At 70.4% G+C, this 18,317-nt stretch carries 16 protein-coding genes; 9 read left to right on the top strand and 7 right to left on the bottom strand.

Annotated features, from left to right (window positions below; genetic code table 11):
* Positions 1-76: 76 nt before the first annotated feature.
* Together QRX50_RS22100 and QRX50_RS22105 are read right to left on the bottom strand one after the other, a co-directional pair.
* The gene (locus tag QRX50_RS22100) at positions 77-1,906 is read right to left on the bottom strand and encodes a glycosyltransferase family 39 protein (protein ID WP_285973813.1); all 1,830 of its coding nucleotides are present in this window, start codon (positions 1,904-1,906) and stop codon (positions 77-79) included.
* Positions 1,903-3,198: a bifunctional glycosyltransferase family 2/GtrA family protein gene (locus tag QRX50_RS22105; RefSeq protein ID WP_285973814.1), complete on the bottom strand. Its 1,296-nt coding sequence runs from the start codon at positions 3,196-3,198 to the stop codon at positions 1,903-1,905. Before QRX50_RS22105 ends, QRX50_RS22100 begins: the two co-directional genes overlap by 4 nt.
* Before the next feature lie 469 nt (positions 3,199-3,667).
* On the opposite strand from QRX50_RS22105, the gene QRX50_RS22110 reads away from it, so the two are divergent.
* On the top strand, positions 3,668-4,261 hold the full coding sequence (locus QRX50_RS22110) for an ASCH domain-containing protein (protein WP_285973815.1): 594 nt from the start codon (positions 3,668-3,670) through the stop codon (positions 4,259-4,261).
* Here QRX50_RS22110 and QRX50_RS22115 read toward each other — a convergent pair.
* Both QRX50_RS22115 and QRX50_RS22120 read right to left on the bottom strand, forming a co-directional pair.
* Positions 4,236-6,095 (bottom strand): glycosyltransferase family 39 protein, encoded by a 1,860-nt coding sequence (locus tag QRX50_RS22115; RefSeq protein ID WP_285973816.1) that lies wholly within the window; start codon positions 6,093-6,095, stop codon positions 4,236-4,238. The genes QRX50_RS22110 and QRX50_RS22115 overlap by 26 nt on opposite strands.
* Before the next feature lie 110 nt (positions 6,096-6,205).
* The gene (locus QRX50_RS22120) at positions 6,206-7,693 is read right to left on the bottom strand and encodes a sensor histidine kinase (RefSeq protein ID WP_285973817.1); all 1,488 of its coding nucleotides are present in this window, start codon (positions 7,691-7,693) and stop codon (positions 6,206-6,208) included.
* Between the two features lie 171 nt (positions 7,694-7,864).
* Here QRX50_RS22120 and QRX50_RS22125 point away from each other — a divergent pair, with 171 nt between their 5' ends.
* Complete coding sequence (locus tag QRX50_RS22125) at positions 7,865-8,368, top strand: hypothetical protein (RefSeq protein ID WP_285973818.1); 504 nt, start codon at positions 7,865-7,867, stop codon at positions 8,366-8,368.
* A gap of 324 nt (positions 8,369-8,692) precedes the next feature.
* Here QRX50_RS22125 and QRX50_RS22130 read toward each other — a convergent pair whose 3' ends face one another.
* Positions 8,693-9,523, bottom strand: a complete 831-nt coding sequence (locus QRX50_RS22130) for a fructosamine kinase family protein (protein ID WP_434533302.1) — start codon at positions 9,521-9,523, stop codon at positions 8,693-8,695.
* The gene (locus QRX50_RS22135; RefSeq protein ID WP_285973819.1) at positions 9,520-11,586 is read right to left on the bottom strand and encodes a fatty acid desaturase; all 2,067 of its coding nucleotides are present in this window, start codon (positions 11,584-11,586) and stop codon (positions 9,520-9,522) included. Before QRX50_RS22135 ends, QRX50_RS22130 begins: the two co-directional genes overlap by 4 nt.
* A 154-nt stretch (positions 11,587-11,740) precedes the next feature.
* Between QRX50_RS22135 and QRX50_RS22140 the strand changes: the two genes are divergently transcribed.
* The 6 genes from QRX50_RS22140 to QRX50_RS22165 all read left to right on the top strand — a co-directional run bounded on the left by QRX50_RS22140 (position 11,741) and on the right by QRX50_RS22165 (position 17,300).
* On the top strand, positions 11,741-12,322 hold the full coding sequence (locus tag QRX50_RS22140) for a TetR/AcrR family transcriptional regulator (protein ID WP_285973820.1): 582 nt from the start codon (positions 11,741-11,743) through the stop codon (positions 12,320-12,322).
* Positions 12,323-12,460: 138 nt separating this feature from the next.
* Positions 12,461-13,849, top strand: coding sequence for a trigger factor (gene tig / locus QRX50_RS22145; RefSeq protein WP_285973821.1), 1,389 nt, complete (start codon positions 12,461-12,463; stop codon positions 13,847-13,849).
* 142 nt (positions 13,850-13,991) lie between these two features.
* Positions 13,992-14,591 carry a ClpP family protease gene (locus QRX50_RS22150; protein WP_220242918.1) on the top strand — a complete coding sequence of 200 codons (600 nt, stop codon included), beginning with the start codon at positions 13,992-13,994 and terminating at the stop codon, positions 14,589-14,591.
* Positions 14,592-14,616: 25 nt separating this feature from the next.
* Positions 14,617-15,270 carry an ATP-dependent Clp protease proteolytic subunit gene (locus QRX50_RS22155; RefSeq protein ID WP_285973822.1) on the top strand — a complete coding sequence of 218 codons (654 nt, stop codon included), beginning with the start codon at positions 14,617-14,619 and terminating at the stop codon, positions 15,268-15,270.
* Positions 15,271-15,504: 234 nt separating this feature from the next.
* Positions 15,505-16,800: an ATP-dependent Clp protease ATP-binding subunit ClpX gene (gene clpX, locus QRX50_RS22160; RefSeq protein ID WP_285973823.1), complete on the top strand. Its 1,296-nt coding sequence runs from the start codon at positions 15,505-15,507 to the stop codon at positions 16,798-16,800.
* A 77-nt stretch (positions 16,801-16,877) separates the two neighbouring features.
* Entirely contained in the window at positions 16,878-17,300 is a 423-nt protein-coding gene (locus tag QRX50_RS22165; RefSeq protein WP_285973824.1) for a hypothetical protein, read from the top strand.
* A gap of 24 nt (positions 17,301-17,324) precedes the next feature.
* Here QRX50_RS22165 and QRX50_RS22170 read toward each other — a convergent pair whose 3' ends face one another.
* A complete protein-coding gene (locus tag QRX50_RS22170) occupies positions 17,325-17,531 on the bottom strand; it encodes a hypothetical protein (RefSeq protein ID WP_285973825.1) in 207 nt (68 codons plus the stop codon).
* A 374-nt stretch (positions 17,532-17,905) separates the two neighbouring features.
* Here QRX50_RS22170 and QRX50_RS22175 point away from each other — a divergent pair, with 374 nt between their 5' ends.
* Complete coding sequence (locus QRX50_RS22175; protein ID WP_285973826.1) at positions 17,906-18,259, top strand: hypothetical protein; 354 nt, start codon at positions 17,906-17,908, stop codon at positions 18,257-18,259.
* The last annotated feature ends 58 nt before the right edge of the window (positions 18,260-18,317 follow it).

An 18,317-nucleotide genomic window follows, 5' to 3' on the forward strand; every position in this document is an offset into this window, starting at 1 on the left:
CTGCGCCCGTTTCCTGGGAGCATCCTGAGGAGCGGCTGGTTTTCCCCTGTTGGCCTAAACCTCTGCCTCCACGTGGTCACTGGGTGAGGTCGTAAACGGTCGTGTTGCCGACGGCGGTGGCGGTGAAGTTCGCCGCGACCCACTCGGTGATCTCGCTGGAGCCGCCGCCGGGCCCGCCGCCGCGGCCGCCGTCGACGTAGTAGGAGATCTGGCCGTTCGACACGTACTGCTGGAACTCCGCCGGCGTCGGCGCCGCGTCGCTGCCGGACCAGCCGCCGATGCCGATCACGGACTTGCCGCTGGCCAGCTCCAAGCTCGCGGCCGACTGCGAGCCCGTGGTGGCGGCGGCCCACTTCGTGGTGGTCTGCGACAGCAGCCGGCCCACTTCGGAGTCGGCTGGTTCGTCACCGAAGCCGCCGCCGAAACCCCGGTTGGTGGCCGGGCCGGACGTCGGGATGGAGCCGGTGTGGGGCTGAGCGGCCGTGTCGACGGCGTACGCGGCGGTGCCGAGCCCGAGCGTCAGGACGCTCGCCGCGGCCAGGACCACCAGCGCCTTGCGGAGCGGGGGCACGCCGACGACCACGACCGTCGCGACGAGCACCCCCAACACCACGATGATCCACCGCAGCGCGGGGAACCAGTCGGGCGTGCGGTCGAGGAGGATGAAGCTCCACACGGCCGTCACGGCGATCATCGCGCCGAGCACGGCCCGTGGCGCGGTTTGTGCGCGGCCTTGCCACAGCGCGTGGCCGGAAATCGCGACCAGGGCGGCGATCGCGGGGGCGAGCTGCACGGCGTAGTACGGGTGGACGGTGCCGCTCATGAAGCTGAACACCAGCCCCGTGACGACCAACCACCCGCCCCAGACGACAAGCGCGGCGCGGGTGCGGTCGGTGCGCGCGGCGCGGCGAGTGAACCACAGGCCGGCGACGATTCCGATGACCGCGGCGGGCAGCAGCCAGGAGACCTCCGTGCCGAAGCTGGGGCCGAACATCCGGCCGAGGCCGGAGCTGCCGCCGAACATCGTGTTGCCACCCGCGTTGCCGCCTCCGCCGAAGCCGCCTCCACCGTTGCCTTCGCCGCCGAAGATGCGGCCGAGACCGTTGTAGCCGAGGGCGAGCTCCAAAAGGCTGTCGCCGGTGCTGCCGCCGATATAGGGACGTGAGGCCGCAGGCCACAGCTCGACGAGCGCCACGAACCAGCCCGCGGACACGACCACGGCGGCCGCGGCGGCCAGGAGGTGGAGCAAGCGCTTCCCGAGCGTCGTCGGAGCGGCGATGAGGTAGGCCAGCGCGAAGGCGGGCAGGACGAGGAAGGCCTGCATCATCTTCGTCAGGAAACCGAAGCCGATGGCCACGCCGGCCAGTGCCAGCCAGCCCGGGCTCGCCTTTTCCAGCGCACGCACGGTGAAGTAGGCGGCGGCGATGAGCAGGAGGACGAGCAGGGCGTCGGGGTTGTCGAAGCGGAACATCAGCGCGGCCACGGGCGTCAGCGCGAGGCCGGCGCCGGCGAGGAGGCCGGGGACGGGGCCGGAGACACGGCGCACCGTGAGGTAGAGCAGGCCGACGGACGCGACGCCCATGAGCGCCTGCGGGGCCAGCACCGTGAAGCTGGAGAAGCCGAAGATGCGGGCGAAGGCCGTGCCGACCCAGAGGGCGGCGGGCGGTTTGTCGACGGTGATCACGTTGCCGGCGTCGAGCGAGCCGAAGAGCCAGGCCTCGACGTTCTGCGTGCCGGACTGCACGGCGGCGGCGTAAAAGGAGTTGCCGAAGCCCGAGGCGGTGAGATCCCAGAAGTAGAGCACGGCCGTGAGCGCGAGGAGGCCGAACACAGCCGGGCGACCCCAGCGTTGCTCTTTGCGATGTGCGGGTTTCTGTCTGGCGGGGACGGCGAGCGTGGCAGTCATGGGGTCTCCTCGGACGGGCGCCGGCCGGGGTTGAACACCCAGCCGCGCAGCAGCAGGAAGCGCAGCACCGTGGCGGCGAGGTTCGCCAGCACGAGCACGGTGGTCTCCAGCACGAGCCCGGGGTGGGTCGTGTGGTTGAGCAGGGCCAGCGAGCCGCTGGTGAGCACGAGGCCGAGACCGAACACGATCAGGCCCTCGAACTGGTGGCGCCCGGCCCCGCCGCGGCCGCGGACGCCGAACGTGACGCGGCGGTTCACCGCGGTGTTGGCGACGGCCGTGACGAACAGAGCCAGGAAGTTCGCGGGTTGCGAGCCGATTCCGTTGCGCAACAAGAGGAACAGCAGCAGGTATGCGGCGGTGCTGGCGACCCCGACCGCGGCAAAGCGCACGAGCTGCTTCACGAGGCTGGGCGAGACGCCGGGCGCGGTGACGCCGATGGGCTCGCGGCCGAGCTGCTCGCGCAGGCGGCGCACGGGGATCGCGCCGGTGAACGTGGCGCGCGTGATGCGCACGATGCCCTTGAGGTCTTCGGTGGCAGTCTTGACGATGTGGACGGACGAACCGGGGTCGTCCACCCAATCGACCGGCACTTCGTGGATCCTCAGACCCGAGCGCTGGGCGAGGACGAGGAGCTCGGTGTCGAAGAACCAGCCCGTGTCCTGCACGTGGGGGAGCAGGCGGCGGGCGACGTCGGCGCGGATGGCCTTGAAGCCGCACTGCGCGTCGGAGAACCGGGCGGCGAGCGCGCTTTTGAGGATGAGGTTGTAGCAGCGGGAAATGAACTCACGTTTCGGCCCTCGCACCACACGCGCACCGCGTGCGAGCCGGCTGCCGATGGCGAGGTCCGAGTGACCCGAGAGCAGCGGCGCCACGAGCGGCTGCAGGGCGGCGAGATCGGTGGAGAGGTCGACGTCCATGTAGGCCAGCACCTGGGCGTCCGAAGTGGACCAGACGGCGTTGAGTGCGCGGCCGCGACCCTTCTCGCCGAGGTGGTGGACCTCGACCTGGGCGAACTCTCTGGCGAGCCGCTCGGCGACGTGGAGCGTCTTGTCGGTGCTCGCGTTGTCCGCGATGGTGATGCGGTAGGCGTAGCCGGCTTGCTCCTCGAGGTGCGCGTGCAGGCGGCGGATGCAGGGCTCCAGGTCGGTTTCCTCGTTGTACACCGGAATCACGACGTCGAGCACCGGCTGCGGCCCACCGAGGCCGACCGGCGTCGACCCGGGCCGGGGCTGGGGCACTTCGGCCTTGGCCCCGGTTCCGGTTCCGTTTCGGGAGGGTGCGGTGGCGTTCATGGCAGCCATCGTTCGGCCCCCGGCTTTGGCCGGCTTGTGGCGGCGCTGTGGGGCGCCTGTGGGTCGGTTCCCCATCGGGTGATCTTGAACGGCTCGGGGTTGCAGCGGACTCGCTGTGCAGCGCGGCGTTCAGGGCCGAGAGCCCCTGCGGAGCTCACCGACGGGCACAGCCGCCTCACCGGGGACGGCGGGGCAGACCCAGGCCGCGACGCCGTTGAGGACCAGCGGGGTCATGGGATGGCCGTGGTCGTGATCGACACAGTGCGGCCAGGCAACACCTCGGCCACCAGGGCGGTGGTTCTCCAGGACGAGGTCCTGAGCGAAGGAGGCGAGCGCGGGGCTGTCCGGCGCCCCGCCGCCGTTGGGTACTCCCGCGTCAGCCCAGGCATCGCTGCGCCGGTGCGTTCGGGTTGGGCAGGCTGAATCGCCGCCCGAGTGCTGTGCCGGGGGTTGCTCGTAGGATGGGCGGATGCTGTTCGAGGCACGGCTGCGGGAAGGCATCCACGCGGGGCGCGTGACCGTGATGGTGCGCAGGTGGGCGCGCAACAAGGCGATCGCCGGGCATCGGTACCGCACGGGCGTGGACCTGATCGAGGTGGAGCACGTCGACGAGGTGACCGTCGCGGATCTGACGGACGAGGACGCCGCGGCGGCCGGATACGCGGATCTGGCGGAGCTGGTTTCGAACCTGCGTGGCGACGAGTCGGTGCCGTTGTACCGGGTCTCGTTCCACGTCGTGCAGAGCGGGGATCCGCGGGCCGCGCTGGCGGCCGACGCGGCGTTGTCGGGTCCGGACGTCGAGGCGATTTCCGCGCGGTTGACGAGGTTTGACGCCTCAGGTCCGGCTGGGCCGTGGACGAGGGCTGCTTTGGAGGCGATCGCGGCGAACCCGGGGCTGCGGGCGGGGACGCTGGCCGAGCAGCTGGGGTGGGCGGAGCTGCTGGTGTTCAAGCGGTCCGTGCGCAAGCTGAAGGATCTGGGCCTCACGCTCTCGCTCGAGGTGGGCTACCGGATTTCGCCGCGAGGCGCGGCTTATCTCAGTTTGTCAGGTCGTACACGGTGACACCGTCCACTGTGGTCGCCCGGAAGTGGTCGGCGACCCAGGTGGCGATCTGCTGGGCGTCGTCGCTGCCGGAGCTGCCTTGCATCATGAGGCCGTCGCCGAGGAAGTAGTGGATTTGTCCATCGTGGACGTATTGCTGGAACTGGGCCAGGGTCGGGTACGGGTCGGTGCCGTTGAAGCCGCCGACGGCGAGGACGGGGAGGTTGCTCGCGAGCTGGTAGCCGGCGGCGTTGTTGGAGCCGACGGTGGCGGCGGTCCAGGTGTGGCCGGGGACTTGCAGGAGTGCGGTGAGGTTCGGGCCGGGGGTCACGGTGCCGAAGAGGCCACCGGCCATGCCGCCGCCACGACCGCCGCCTCCGAAGCCGCCACCACCGAAGCCTCGGCCGGTTGACGGCCCGGCCGAGGGAATGGCGCCGCCGTGGGGAGTCGCCGCTGTGGCGATCGTGTAAGCGCCCGAAGCGGCCAGCAGCGTCACCAGGCCCAGGACCGCGAGCCCCCGCGCGGCGGTGCGGCCGAGCTGGTTGACGAAGAACACCGCGACCGCCGCGGACAGCCCCGCGACCAGAATCGCGGGCGCCAGCCACGGTTGCCAGGACGGTTCGGCCATCAGCAGGACGTAGGAGGTCACGGCCGTGAGTGCGAGACCGCCGCTGAGCGCGCCGGCTGCGGCGGGGTCGTCGCGCAGGCGCCACAGCTGCACCACGGCCGTGCCGACGAGCGCCGCGACGGCCGGGGCCAGGGCGACCGTGTAGTACGGGTGGATGATGCCGCCCATGTAGCTGAAGACGATCGCGGTCACCAGCAGCCAGCCGCCCCAGATCACGAGTGCCGCGCGGCTGCGGTCGGTGCGGGGCGCTCGGCGCGTGAACCACAGGCCGGCGCCCAGCGCGAGCAGCGCGGCGGGCAGCAGCCACGCGATGCCGCCGGCCATTTCGCTGCCGAACAGGCGGAAGAGGCCCGTGGTGCCCCACCCGCCGCCGCGTCCGCCGCCGACGCTGCCGGTCTCGTCGCCGGTGATGCGGCCGAAGCCGTTGTAGCCGAAGGTGAGGCCGAGGAGGCTGTTGTCCTGGGAACCGCCGATGTAGGGCCGGTCCGCGGCGGGCCACAGCGCGACCGCCGCGAGGTACCAGCCGGCCGACACGATGACGGCTCCCAGTGCGCCGGCGAGGTGGAGCAAGCGTTTGCTGATCGGCGTCGGCGCGGCGATCAGGTAGGCGAGGCCCAGCGCGGGCAGCACGAGGAACGCCTGCAGCATCTTCGCGAGAAACCCGAACCCGACGGCCACTCCCGCCAGCGCGAGCCACTTCGGACTGGCCTTCTCGATCGCCCGCACCGTGGCGTGGGCGGCGGTGATGAGCAACAGGACGAGAAGCGCGTCGGGATTGTTGAAGCGAAAGATCAACGCGGCGGCGGGGGTGAGGCTCAGGACCGTCCCGGCCAGCAGTCCGGCCGCGGCTCCGGAGGTGCGGCGGACGGTCGCGTAGAGCAGATATGTCGACCCGACCCCCATCAGCGCCTGCGGGACGAGCACGCTCCACGCGTTCACGCCGAACAGGCGCGTCGCCAGGCCCATCACCCACAGCGCGGCGGGGGTTTTGTCGACCGTGATGCCGTTGGCCGCGTCGCTGGACCCGAAGAACCACGCCTTCCAGCTCTGCGCGCCCGCCTGGGCGGCCGCGGAGTAGAACGCGTTGGCCCACCCGGAGGCGCTGAGGTCCACCACGTACAGCACGGCCGTACCGGCGAGCAGGACGGCCAACGCCGGCCGCACCCAACGGGGCCGGGTGACGTCCACCCGCTTCGGCTGTGCGGCGGGAATCGCGACTGCGGTCATGACAGTCACCCTGTCGGCCCTGCCTGGGCCGCCGTTGTGGACACCCTGTGTGCCTCCTGTGCGACGGGATGTCACAGGGTGAGCGGACATCACGGGTGGTAGGGGAGGAATCAGGCTTCGATCTGCGCGGGTTCGCCGGTGCGCTGGGCGGGGACCGAGACCGGCAGCCGGACCGCGAACTCCGTCCGCCCGGGAATGCTGTGCACCTCGATGGTCCCGTAGTGCGCCACCAGGACGGCCGCCGCGATGGCCAGGCCGAGGCCGGTCGAGCCGGCGGCCCGCGAGCGCGAGGAGTCCCCGCGGGCGAAGCGTTCGAAGACGGCCGGGAGGAGGTCCGGGGGGATGCCCGGGCCGTTGTCGGTGACGGTGATGACGGCGGTGCCGTCGGCGGAGCGGGCCAGCGACGTCACGACGGTGGTGCCGGGTGGGGTGTGGACGCGGGCGTTGGCCAGCAAATTCGCCAGGACCTGGTGGAGGCGCTGGACGTCGCCCAGCACGAGCACGGGGGAGTCGGGCAGGCGGAGCTCCCAGTGGTGCGAGGGGCCGGCCACGTGGGCGTCCCCGACGGCGTCGGCGACGAGGCGGGCCAGGTCGACTTCGGCGACGTCGAGGGGGCGGCCGGCGTCGAGGCGGGCGAGGAGCAGGAGGTCTTCGACCAGCGTCGTCATGCGGTCGGCCTCGGATTCGATGCGGGTCATGGACCGGGCGACGTCCGGGGGCACGTGCATGCGGCTGCGGCCGGCGAGCTCGGCGTAGCCGCGGATGGCGGCCAGAGGTGTACGCAGCTCGTGGCTGGCGTCGGCGACGAAGCGGCGTACGCGCATTTCGCTGGCGTGCCTCGCTTCCAGCGCGGCGGAAATGTGGCCGAGCATGAGGTTGAGCGCCGAGCCGACCTGGCCGACTTCCGTGCGGGGGTCGGTGTCGCCGTCAGGAACGCGGACGGACAGGTCCACGTAGCCGCGGTCCAGCGGCAGCTCGGAGACGCGGGCGGCCGTCGCGGCGACGCGGTCGAGCGGGCGCAAAGTCCGCCGGACCGCGAAGGCGCCGATGAACGCCGCGCCCGTGACGCCGGCGGCCGCGACGCCGAAGAGGATCAGGCCGACCGTGAGCAGCGTCTGGTGCACTTGTTCCAGCGGCACACCGGTCACCACCACCCCGTCGGGAATCGGGGTTGCGGTGAGGCGGTAGTCGCCGAGATCGCCGACGGTGCGCGAGTACGCGTGGCCGTCGGCCGGCAGGCTCTGCAACGCCGCGAGCTGGTCGGCGGTGAGCGTGACGCGCTGGCCGTGCTGGGACAGCGAGCCGCCGTCGATGAGCCGGCCGCCGGAGAAGTGGGCGTTGACGGTGCCGGCGCCCTGCCCGGGCGCGTCGACCGGGTTGTGGCCGCCCAGCGGCCCGCCGTGCGTCGCGAAGTCCTGCGCGCGGCCGGCGGCGGCGTAGAGCTGCCCGTCGGTCTGGTCGATGAGGAACGCGCGCAACGCGAACTCGCTCACCACCCCGATCACCAGGCACACCAGCGACAGCAGCGCCACGATCGCCACGGTCAGCTTCACGCGCAACGACAACCGCCCGAAGCGGGTCCTCGCGCGCTGTGTCATGACACGAGCGTGCGGGCGCCGGGTGTGGGCCGCATGTGTGCTGCCTGTGAGCCCGCTGTGATGTCGGCTGTCCGAAAAGTCGGGGTCACCGGCTGGGCTGCCGACGGCCACAGTCCCGGCACAGACTTCGCCTCGACGGTGGTGGTCATCCCCCCGTTGAAGGAGCACGTGATGACTGAACAGTCCACTCAGGACACCCAGCCCTGGGGTGCAACGCCGAGCAGCCCGGACCCCCGGCGCAAGTGGATGGCCGGCGGGGTCGCCGCCGCGGTCGCCGTCGGTGGCGGCGCCGCGATCTGGCTCGCGAGCAGCTCCACGGACGCCGGCACGGCCACCGCCGCCGGCCCGGGCACGGGCGGCTTCGGCCAAGGCGGCCCCGGTGGCCCTGCCGGCGCCGGCGTCCTTGGCCAAGCCCTCCACGGCGAATTCACCACCACCGACGACACCGGCACCTACGTGACGAAGTTCCTCCAGACCGGCAAAGTCACCGCCCTGTCCGCCACCTCCCTCACCGCCCAGAGCGACGACGGCTTCACCAAGACCTACACCCTCGACTCGGCCACGGCGACAGGCATCACCAACGGCGAAGAGGTCACCATCGTCGCCACGACCTCCGGAGACACGGCCACGGCCACCTCGGTCACGGAAGCGATGGATGGGCCGCCGTCACAGTAGATCCGTCGGCCGCTGGCTCCGCGCACGACCGCCCAAACGCGCGGCATCCCCGAGCTGCGGGACGACCGGACGAGCACCAACCGACAGCGACCGGCGTCCCGCCGTCACCGCAGCTCCTCCGCTGCGGCAGAGGGCAGCGCGGCGTAAGACCGCCGCACGTCGTGGCATGCGAGCGGCGGGGTTGGAGTCGGCCGGGAGCGGATGACCGTCCGCCGTCACATTATTTCCGGAGCGGCAGCAAGGGCTTACTCGGCGCAAGACGGCCGCCGCTGGTGGTGCGTGAGCGCCGGGCCGGGCCGGCCAGAAGCGGATGACCGGCCGCCGTCACAGTAGCTCCCGAGCGGCAGCAAGGGCTTGCACAGCATACGACCGTCCAAACAAGACAGCATGCACCAGCAGCGGAAACAACTGATGCAGCGCCACCCGCGCCCGCCACCCGGCGGCCAGCGGTGCGGCCGAGTCGTAAGCCGCGAGCATCTCCTCCAAGTGCGGGCAGCCGAACAGGTGGAGCATCGCGAGATCCGTCTCGCGGTGCCCACCATGGGCGGCCGGGTCGATGAGGCAGACCCCGTCCGCGGTCCACAAGACGTTGCCGTTCCACAAATCCCCGTGTAACCGCGCGGGAGGTTCGGCTGGGCCGGCAACGGAAGCAAAAAGCGAACACGCCCGTTCGAATACCCCAGCCTCGCCACCATCCAGCACCCCGCCGTCCACCGCACGCCGCACGTACGGCAAGACCCGCTGCTCCGCATACCACCGCGGCCACTCGGCGCCGGTCACGTTCGCCATCGGGGCCCGTCCGATCCACGCCTCCACCGGCCCACCCGGCGGCGGCGAACCGAACGCCGGCGCCCCGGCCGCGTGCAACCGGGCCAGGCCGAGCCCGAACGACCGCGCCGCGGCGACCGTCGGACGGGCACTGACAACGTGGTCCAGAACCAGCCACTCGTCGTCGAAGCCACGCACACCAACCACCGGCACCGCGTCAGCCGAAGCCAGCCACCGCAACCCCGCCGCCTCCGCCACTGCCGCGCCAGGCGCGTGCTTCACCACCACCCACCCGTCGGCCACCTCGGCTTCCACCAAAGAACCCGACGAGCGCGTACGCACGACCTCAAGACCCGTCAGCCGGGCGGCAACCTCAGCAGCACTCACCGGTCGTAATCGACCGCCAGCTCAGGCGTCGTCGGGCGGGCGCGGCACGTCAGGATCCGGTTGTCCGCCACATCCGCCTCGGTCAGCGCGTACTGCACGTCCATGTCCACGCGCCCGCGCACCAGCTTCGCCACGCAGCTCCCGCACGCGCCGCCGGTACACGAATACGGCACGTCGAGCCGGGCGCGCAAAGAAGCATCCAGCACGGTTTCGCCCGGCTGCGTCACGATGTCCGTCACGTGCCGCCCGACGGTGACCGACAGGGCGGCCGGCGAACCTTCCGGGCTGCGGGCCGGAGCTCCGGCGAAGAGCTCGAACTGCACGTCCTCGTCGGGGACGTAGGCCTCGCGCAGGGTGCGCCGCGCCAGGTCGAGCAGGCCGGGCGGGCCGCAGAGGAACCACTGGTCGACCTTGGCCGGGTGGAGGCGGTTCTGCAGCAGCGCGCGCAGCCGGGTGGCGTCGAGGCGGCCGCGGCGGTAGCGCTCGTGGGAGATCGCGAGAGCCTCGCCGACGGTGTCGAAGTGGCGCACGGGACGGTGGGCGTGCAGGTCGGGATCGCGTTCGTCGGTGCGGAAGTGGACCACGTGCAGCCGGCCGGCCCACTCGCGGGCCAGGGCGCTGATCTCGTCGGCGAACATCGTCGTCGCGCCGGAAGTGTTGACGTACAACAGGGTCGCGCGGCTGTGGGCCTCCGCGCGCAGGGTGCTGGACAGGATCGACAGCACCGGCGTGATCCCGCTGCCGGCCGCCAGCACGACGTAGTGCGCAGAACGGTCCGGGCACGGCGAGAGCGTGAAGCCGCCCGAAGGTGGCAGCACTTCGAGCATGTCGCCCGGCTTCAGCCGCGAAGTCGCGAACGGTGAGAAAGTGCCGCCCTCACGGCGTTTCACCGCGATCTGCAACGACGTCGAACCGGCGGGGGAGCAGAGGGAGTACGTGCGCCGGACCACGGTGCCGTCCACTGTCGTGCGCACGACCACGTGCTGGCCGGGCACGTGGCGGAACGTCTCGTGCAGCTGCTCGGGCACGTCGAAGGTGATCGCCACCGCGTCCTGGGCGATCGGTTCCACGGCACGGACCCGCAACGCGTGGAAGCGCCGCGGCCCGCGCCGCAACGGTTCCGGCGCGGGCGCCTTCTCGAAGCACTCGGTGAGCCGCCGCCACGCGCGGTACTCGGCGGCCGTCAGCTCGCGGCCCCACGCCGTGGTGATCGGGACCTCGCGCGCCAGGTACGCGTCGCGGTTGTCCTTCCACGCGCGCACGTAGCGGTAGAACGGGATCGCCGGGTGAAGGTGGTGCACCAGGTGGTAGTTCTGGTACAGCATGATCGGCGTCATCAGCCACTCCAGCCCCACGCGCACCCGCGTGGCGCCGAAGCGGTTCTCCGCCAGGCCGTGGTGGGGCAGCCAGTCGAACCACCACGCCAGCAGCGCGAGCCCGAGCTGCTGCGGGATCAGGTAGACCACCAGCAGTTCCCAGCCGCGGCCGCACGCGACCACGGTGACCACCATGGCGGCGAACGCCACCAGTGCCACGAGCGTCTCCGCGCGCTCGGGGCGGGGCCGGTCGTGCACGCGGCGGGAGTAGAAGCGCACGTACCAGAAGTCGATCGTCAGCCAGCGGAACGGCAGCTGCCACCACGGACCCTGCGAGGTCCACGCGTCGGGATCGGTGCTCGCGTCGGCATTGGTGTAACGGTGGTGCTCGAGGTGGATGAAACGCAGGAACGGGAACGAGCCGTACGCCGCGACGAACAGCATCGCCAGCCGGCCGAGCACCTCGTTGAGCCACGTGAGTTTCCCGGCCGCGTGGTGGGCCGACTCGTGCGCGACGGTGAACATCGTGAACGTGACGAGCGCGTGCAGCGGGATCGTCACCCACAGGGGCGCGAAGCCGCACAACAAGAGCCACGTGGCCGTGCCCCACACCGCGAGACCGCCCGCGAACAGGGCGAGCGTGGGCACTGACGCGGGCGCGAGCGGGATCCGGGGACTGGGCACGGCGGCGCGCTCGGGCGCCGCGGGCTCTTCCCCGGCGCCGAGCCGGCTGTCGACGACGGGCATCGAGCGGTCTCCTCGGTCGATCGCTCCTGGCCAAGCGCTGACAACTTAGACAACCGCACGGGGTTTGTAAATCGGTTTGGCACGGATTCAGGGGTGCGTCCTGGTCAGTGGCTGCGCAGGCCGTCGTCGCTAAGCTCACTTCCCGTGAAATCCGGTGTCGCCGAGGAGTCCCCGGGGCGCGCGCTCGCGGGAGCGGCTGCTTGCGGCCGCGGCCGAGCTGACGAGCGCGGGCGGCTGGGCGAACCTCACGATGGGCCGGCTCGCGGCCGACCTCGGCGTGAGCCGCCAGACCGTCTACAACGAGGTGGGCTCCAAGGGCGGGCTGGCCGAGGCCCTCGTGCTGCGCGAGACCGACAAGCTCGCCGGCACCGTTGGCCAGATCCTCGCGAACCACCCGGGTGACGCGGCCGAGGGCGTCACCGCCGCGTTCTGCCACATCGTGGCGGCCGCGCGCGTGAACCCGCTGCTGAAGACCGTGCTGGGCGGCCAGGACGGCGACGAGCTGCTGCCGCTCATCACCACGCGTTCGCAGGCCGTGCTGGAGCGCGCCGTGACCGCGGTGACGCCCGTGTTGCGGGCGCAGTACCCGGACCGCGGGTTGTCGGAAGAGGAGTGGTCCGTCTTCGCCGAGACGTTCGTCCGGCTCCTGCTCAGCCACGTGGTGCAGCCCGGCGGGCCGGTCGAGCGGACGGCCACGAGCGTGCGCTGGGTGCTCGGGCGGATGCTCGACCGCTGATCGGGAGGGGTGTCAGGGTGCCCCCGACCAGGTCCGGTGAGGCCAAGGGCCTAGACTCGGTCGTCCCGGTCGGCAGGTGACCGGGACCGTCCTGACGGACTGTCCAACCCCCATTGTTTACCGCTCGAGGAGAAGACCTTGAAGAGCACCGTCGAGCAGCTCAGCCCGACGCGAGTCAAGATCAATGTCGAGGTGCCGTTCGACGAGCTCAAGCCGAACTTCGACCGCGCCTACCGCAAGATCGCCGAACAGGTGCGCATCCCGGGCTTCCGGCCCGGCAAGGCGCCCGCTCGCGTCCTGGAAAGCCGGATCGGCCGTGCGCCGGTGCTCGACGAGGTCGTCAACGAAGCCATCCCGGCCAAGTACATCGAGGCCGTCCGGGCCGGCGAGGTCCGCACGCTGGGCCAGCCGGAGTTCGAGGTGACGAAGCTCGAGGACCGCGATGTCCTGGAGTTCAGCGCCGAGGTCGACGTGCGGCCGGAGATCGCGCTGCCCGACCTCGAAGGCCTCGAGGTGAGCGTCGACGACGTCGAGACCACCGACGCGGAGGTCGACGAGCAGCTCGACGAGCTGCGCGCCCGCTTCGGCACCCTGACCGGTGTCGAGCGCCCGGCCGAGAACGGCGACTTCGTGTCCATCGACCTGTCGGCCGCGGTCGACGGCACCGCGGTGGAGGAGGCCTCCACCACCGGCTTGTCCTACGAGATCGGCTCCGGCCAGCTCGTGGACGGCATCGACGAGGCCATCGTCGGCGCGAGCCAGGGCGAGACGAAGACCTTCACCACCAAGCTCGTGGCCGGCGAGTTCGCCGGGCAGGACGCCGAGGTCACCGTCACCCTGCAGTCGGTCAAGCAGCGTGAGCTGCCGGAGGCCGACGACGAGTTCGCGCAGCTCGCGAGCGAGTTCGACACCGTTGAAGAACTGCGCTCCGACCTTCGCGAGCGGCTCGGCCGCGTGAAGAAGATGCAGCAGGGCGTGCAGGCGCGCGACCAGATCCTCGACATCCTCCTGGAGCGCACCGAGGTGCCGATCCCGGAGAAGGTGCTCGAGGCCGAGATCGAGAACCGCAAGCACGACGCGGTGCACCCGTTCGACCACGACGAGGAAAAGTTCGCCCAGGCGCTCGAGGCCGAAGGCCGTACCCTGGACGAGTTCAACGCCGAGGTCCAGGAGGAGTCGGAGAAGGCGGTGCGCACCCAGCTGCTGCTGGACACGATCGCCGACAACGAGAAGACCTCCGTCAACGACGGCGAGCTCACCGAGCGCATCATGTACCAGGCCCAGCGCTTCGGCATCAGCCCGGACGAGTACGTGCAGCGCGCCCAGCAGTCGGGCCAGCTGACCGCGATCTACGCCGACGTGCGCCGCGGCAAGGCGCTGGCGTCGGTGGTCCGGGGTACGACCGTGAAGGACGCCTCGGGCGCGGAGGTCGACCTGACCGAGCTGTTCGGCGCCGACGAGGCTGACGCCCCGGCCGGCGACGAGACGCAGGTCACCGAGGAAGCGGCCGCGACCCCTGCGGAGTGACGCTGTAAGCGAACTTGGGCGGTGTCGGGCATTCCGCACCGCCCGAGTTCGTTAGGGTCGGTTGCAAGATCTCAAGCATCTGAACACGACAGCGGTGGCCGACACGACGAAGGGCCACCGCCGGCGAAAAAGGCAGGCAGACGTGAAGCAGCACATGCCCGAGGGGCGGACCGGCACCTCCGGACTCACCCTCACCGACTCGGTGTTCGAGCGGTTGCTCCAGGAGCGCATCGTCGTCCTCGGCTCCGAGGTCAACGACGAGATCGCCAACCGGATCACCGCGCAGCTGTTGCTGCTCGACGCGGACGACGGTGAGTCCGACATCCGGTTCTACATCAACTCGCCGGGTGGCTCGGTCACCGCCGGGTTCGCCATCTACGACACCATGCAGCTCATCCGCCCGGACGTCGCCACGTACGCCATGGGTATGGCGGCCTCGATGGGACAGTTCCTGCTCTCGTCGGGCACGCCGGGCAAGCGGTACGCGCTCCCGCACGCCAGGATCCTGATGCACCAGCCGTCGGCGGGTGTCGGCGGTACCGCGTCCGACATCGCGATCCAGGCGGATCTGTACAACAAGTGGAAGCAGGAGCTCGCCCGCATCACGGCCGAGCAGACCGGGCAGACCACCGAGCAGATCGTCAAGGACGGCGACCGCGACCGCTGGTTCACGGCGCAGGAGGCGAAGGAATACGGCTTCGTCGACCACGTGCTGTCGGCCGGCATCACCTCGAACAACTGAGCGCGAAGCACACAGGAGACCTCTCATGAGCAATTTCCGGCTCCCGGGTGACTTCCGGGCTCCGCAGACTCCGCAGTCGCGGTACATCCTGCCGTCGTACGTCGAGCGGACCAGCTACGGCGTCAAGGAGTCCAACCCGTACAACAAGCTGTACGAGGAGCGGACGATCTTCCTCGGCGTGCAGGTGGACGACGCGTCGGCCAACGACGTGATGGCCCAGCTGCTGCACCTCGAGCACGAGGACCCGGACCGCGACATCAGCATCTACATCAACTCCCCGGGTGGGTCGTTCACGTCGCTGATGGCGATCTACGACACCATGCAGTACATCCGCCCGGACATCTCCACGGTGTGCCTCGGCCAGGCCGCTTCGGCCGCCGCGGTGCTGCTGGCGGCCGGCACGCCGGGCAAGCGCATGGCGCTGCCCAACGCGCGCGTGCTGATCCACCAGCCGGCCACCGAGGGCACCTACGGGCAGGTCTCGGACCTGGAGATCCAGGCCAACGAGATCCAGCGCGTGCGCCGCCAGATGGAGGTCATCCTGGCGAAGCACACGAACAAGGAGCCCGACCAGATCAGGGCCGACATCGAGCGGGACAAGATCCTGACCGCCGACGAGGCCAAGGCCTACGGCCTGATCGACGAGGTCCTTCCGTACCGGAAGGCCTCCGCCAACTGATCACGGGGCCGGTGCGTGGCGAATCGGCGACACGCACCGGCTCTCTGGTCTAGTGTCGACCTCTGACGTGCCATCTGCTCGCCCGGGTGTTCCCGCTCGCGGCTTCGGACGGGTACCGTCAGTGGCAGTGCGTGAAGCTCCGGTCGGTCGGCGCGAAAGCAGCCGGCTCCCGGCCGGAGCGGCAAGACAGTGTCAGGTGCGTACCGCGCACCGGAGGGGACGAGGTCAACGGCCATGGCACGGATCGGTGACGGCGGCGACCTGCTGAAGTGTTCTTTCTGCGGGAAGAGCCAAAAGCAGGTGAAGAAGCTCATTGCCGGCCCCGGGGTCTACATCTGCGATGAGTGCATCGACCTCTGCAACGAGATCATCGAAGAGGAGCTGGCCGAAGCCGGCGAGGTGAAGCTCGACGAGCTGCCCAAGCCCGCGGACATTCGCGAGTTCCTCGAGCAGTACATCATCGGCCAGGACGACGCGAAGAAGACGCTCGCGGTCGCGGTGTACAACCACTACAAGCGCATCCAGGCCGACGACAAGGCCGGGCCGAAGGACTCCAAGGACGAGCCGGTCGAGCTGGCGAAGTCGAACATCCTGATGCTCGGGCCGACCGGTACCGGCAAGACCTACCTGGCGCAGACGCTCGCGAAGCTGCTGAACGTGCCGTTCGCCATCGCGGACGCCACGGCGCTGACCGAGGCCGGCTACGTGGGTGAGGACGTCGAGAACATCCTCCTCAAGTTGATCCAGGCCGCCGACTACGACGTGAAGCGCGCCGAGACGGGCATCATCTACATCGACGAGGTCGACAAGATCGCCCGCAAGTCGGAGAACCCGTCGATCACGCGCGATGTGTCGGGCGAGGGCGTGCAGCAGGCGCTGCTGAAGATCCTCGAGGGCACCACGGCGTCGGTGCCGCCCCAGGGCGGGCGCAAGCACCCGCACCAGGAGTTCATCCAGATCGACACCACGAACGTGCTGTTCATCGTGGCCGGTGCGTTCGCGGGGCTCGAGAAGATCATCAACGAGCGTGTCGGCAAGCGCGGCCTCGGCTTCGGCGCGGAGATCCGCACCAAGGCCGAGATCGAGGGCAGCGACGTCTTCTCCGAGACGATGCCCGAGGACCTGATCAAGTTCGGCCTGATCCCGGAGTTCATCGGCCGCCTCCCGGTGGTCGCCACGGTGAACCACCTGGACAAGGAGTCGCTGGTCTCGATCCTCACGCAGCCGCGCAACGCTCTGGTGAAGCAGTACAAGAAGCTCTTCGAGATGGACAACGTCGAGCTCGAGTTCACCGACACGGCGCTCGAGGCCATCGCCGACCAGGCGATGCTGCGCGGCACGGGTGCCCGCGGCCTGCGCGCGATCATGGAGGAAGTCCTCCAGCCGGTCATGTACGACATCCCGAGCCGCGACGACGTGGCGAAGGTCGTGATCACCGAGCAGACCGTGCGGGAGAACGTGAACCCCACGATCGTCGCGCGGCAGCCGTCCCGGCGGGCCCGCAGCGAGCGTGGTGAGAAGTCGGCCTGAGCCGTTAGCCGATCGGCTTGAGCCGTTTGCGGGAGTCCGCTGCCAGGCTGTTCGCGGCACGCGCGATAATGGACAGGATGACAACCGTGCCGCTGACCGCAGCCCCAGGGGACAACGCCACCACCTCGGTGCCGGACGTGGATGACGCCGCTTCGCCTCCGTCAGCCTCGGCCGATGCGCCGCTGACCCCGTCGGTGGGCATCGTCGAGCTGAGCGAGCGCGTCGTCGCGTCCGTCCTGACGCGCTTCCCGTGGCTGTACCGCGCGGGCAACATCCTGCTGGCCGCCCTTGCCGTCGTCTGCCTGGTGGCAGTGGCCACGCGGTTGTCGGCGCTGCCGTTGATCCCGTTGCCGTTGTTCGCCTTGGCCTGGTACTTCCTGCGCTTCCTGCGCGCGGCGGAGACCCGCCGGCTGCAACTGCGGTGGGCCCTGCTGACCGCGCTGGCGACGATGGTGGGGTTCTGGTTGATCTCGGTCGTGGCTCGGTGGGTTTCTTCCTGAGGCTCGTGGTGCGCCGCTGACCGTTCAGCACGGCCCTCGATAGGTGACGGCGGCGTCGCGGGCGGTGGCCACCGCGGGAGCGGTCAGCGCGTTGATCACGGTCGCGATCGGCGTCCCGTCTGCAAGTTTCTGCTTCGCCTCCTCGGCCGCTGTGATGACCGTGCGGACATTGCGCATCACGTCTGCGGGCAGCTGCTTCCACCGCAGCAGGCGGACGCCGGTCGCGGCCATGTTGCTGACGGCCGAGGTGATGTCCGGCCGTGCCGGTGTCTCGTTGCTGGACAGGCGGATTGTCTCGAGGTCGAAATAGCCCCCGGCGATCGCATCGAAGGCGTTGAGGTCTTCGCGGTAGTCGGGTCCTGACGGATCGGCGGATTCCGGCGCTGACGACGAAGCTCGCGTGGACTCGCCGGAGCGGGTATGCCTGCTCGTCCGGTCGGCGCGGTTGAGCCGGTGCCACAGGCCGAACCGGTCACCATCACCAGGACGATGACCATCGCGTGCTTCGGTTTCACGCTCGGGAGGTTGGGCCCGCTGGTGGGGGACCCTCCCAAGCAGAACGGTTTCGTGTTGCGCCGCTGAGCGCGGGCGGGCTGGATGGCGGCATGAGCTTCCTCAACCAGCCTGACGATGACCGCGAAGACGAGTTCGGCCTCGGCCCGCGGCAGACCGGCCTGGCGGGCTCGGAGGTGTTCCGGGGGAGTGCGCTCGCGGCGCCGAAGCTGTACTGGTCGCTCGCCGGTCTGGCGGGGTTGTTCGTGGTCTTTGCGCTCGTCGTGGCTGTGCGGCGGGGCGACCTGGGGGCGGTGGGGCCGGTGCTGCCGTTCGTGGTGACGCTGGGGGCGTTGTGGCGGGCGCGGGCGGTGCGGGACCTGCGGGGACTGGCGTGGTGCAGCGGGCTGGCCGCGGGTGGGCTGGTGACCGGGCTGATCGTGCTGCTGTTGGTGGCGCGGAGCTGACCTGAGGAGGCTTCCGTCGCGTTTGGAGTGTGCCCGGCGAATCCTGACGGTGGGACAG

The sequence above is a fragment of the Amycolatopsis sp. 2-15 genome, assembly GCF_030285625.1.
Classification (GTDB): domain Bacteria; phylum Actinomycetota; class Actinomycetes; order Mycobacteriales; family Pseudonocardiaceae; genus Amycolatopsis; species Amycolatopsis carbonis.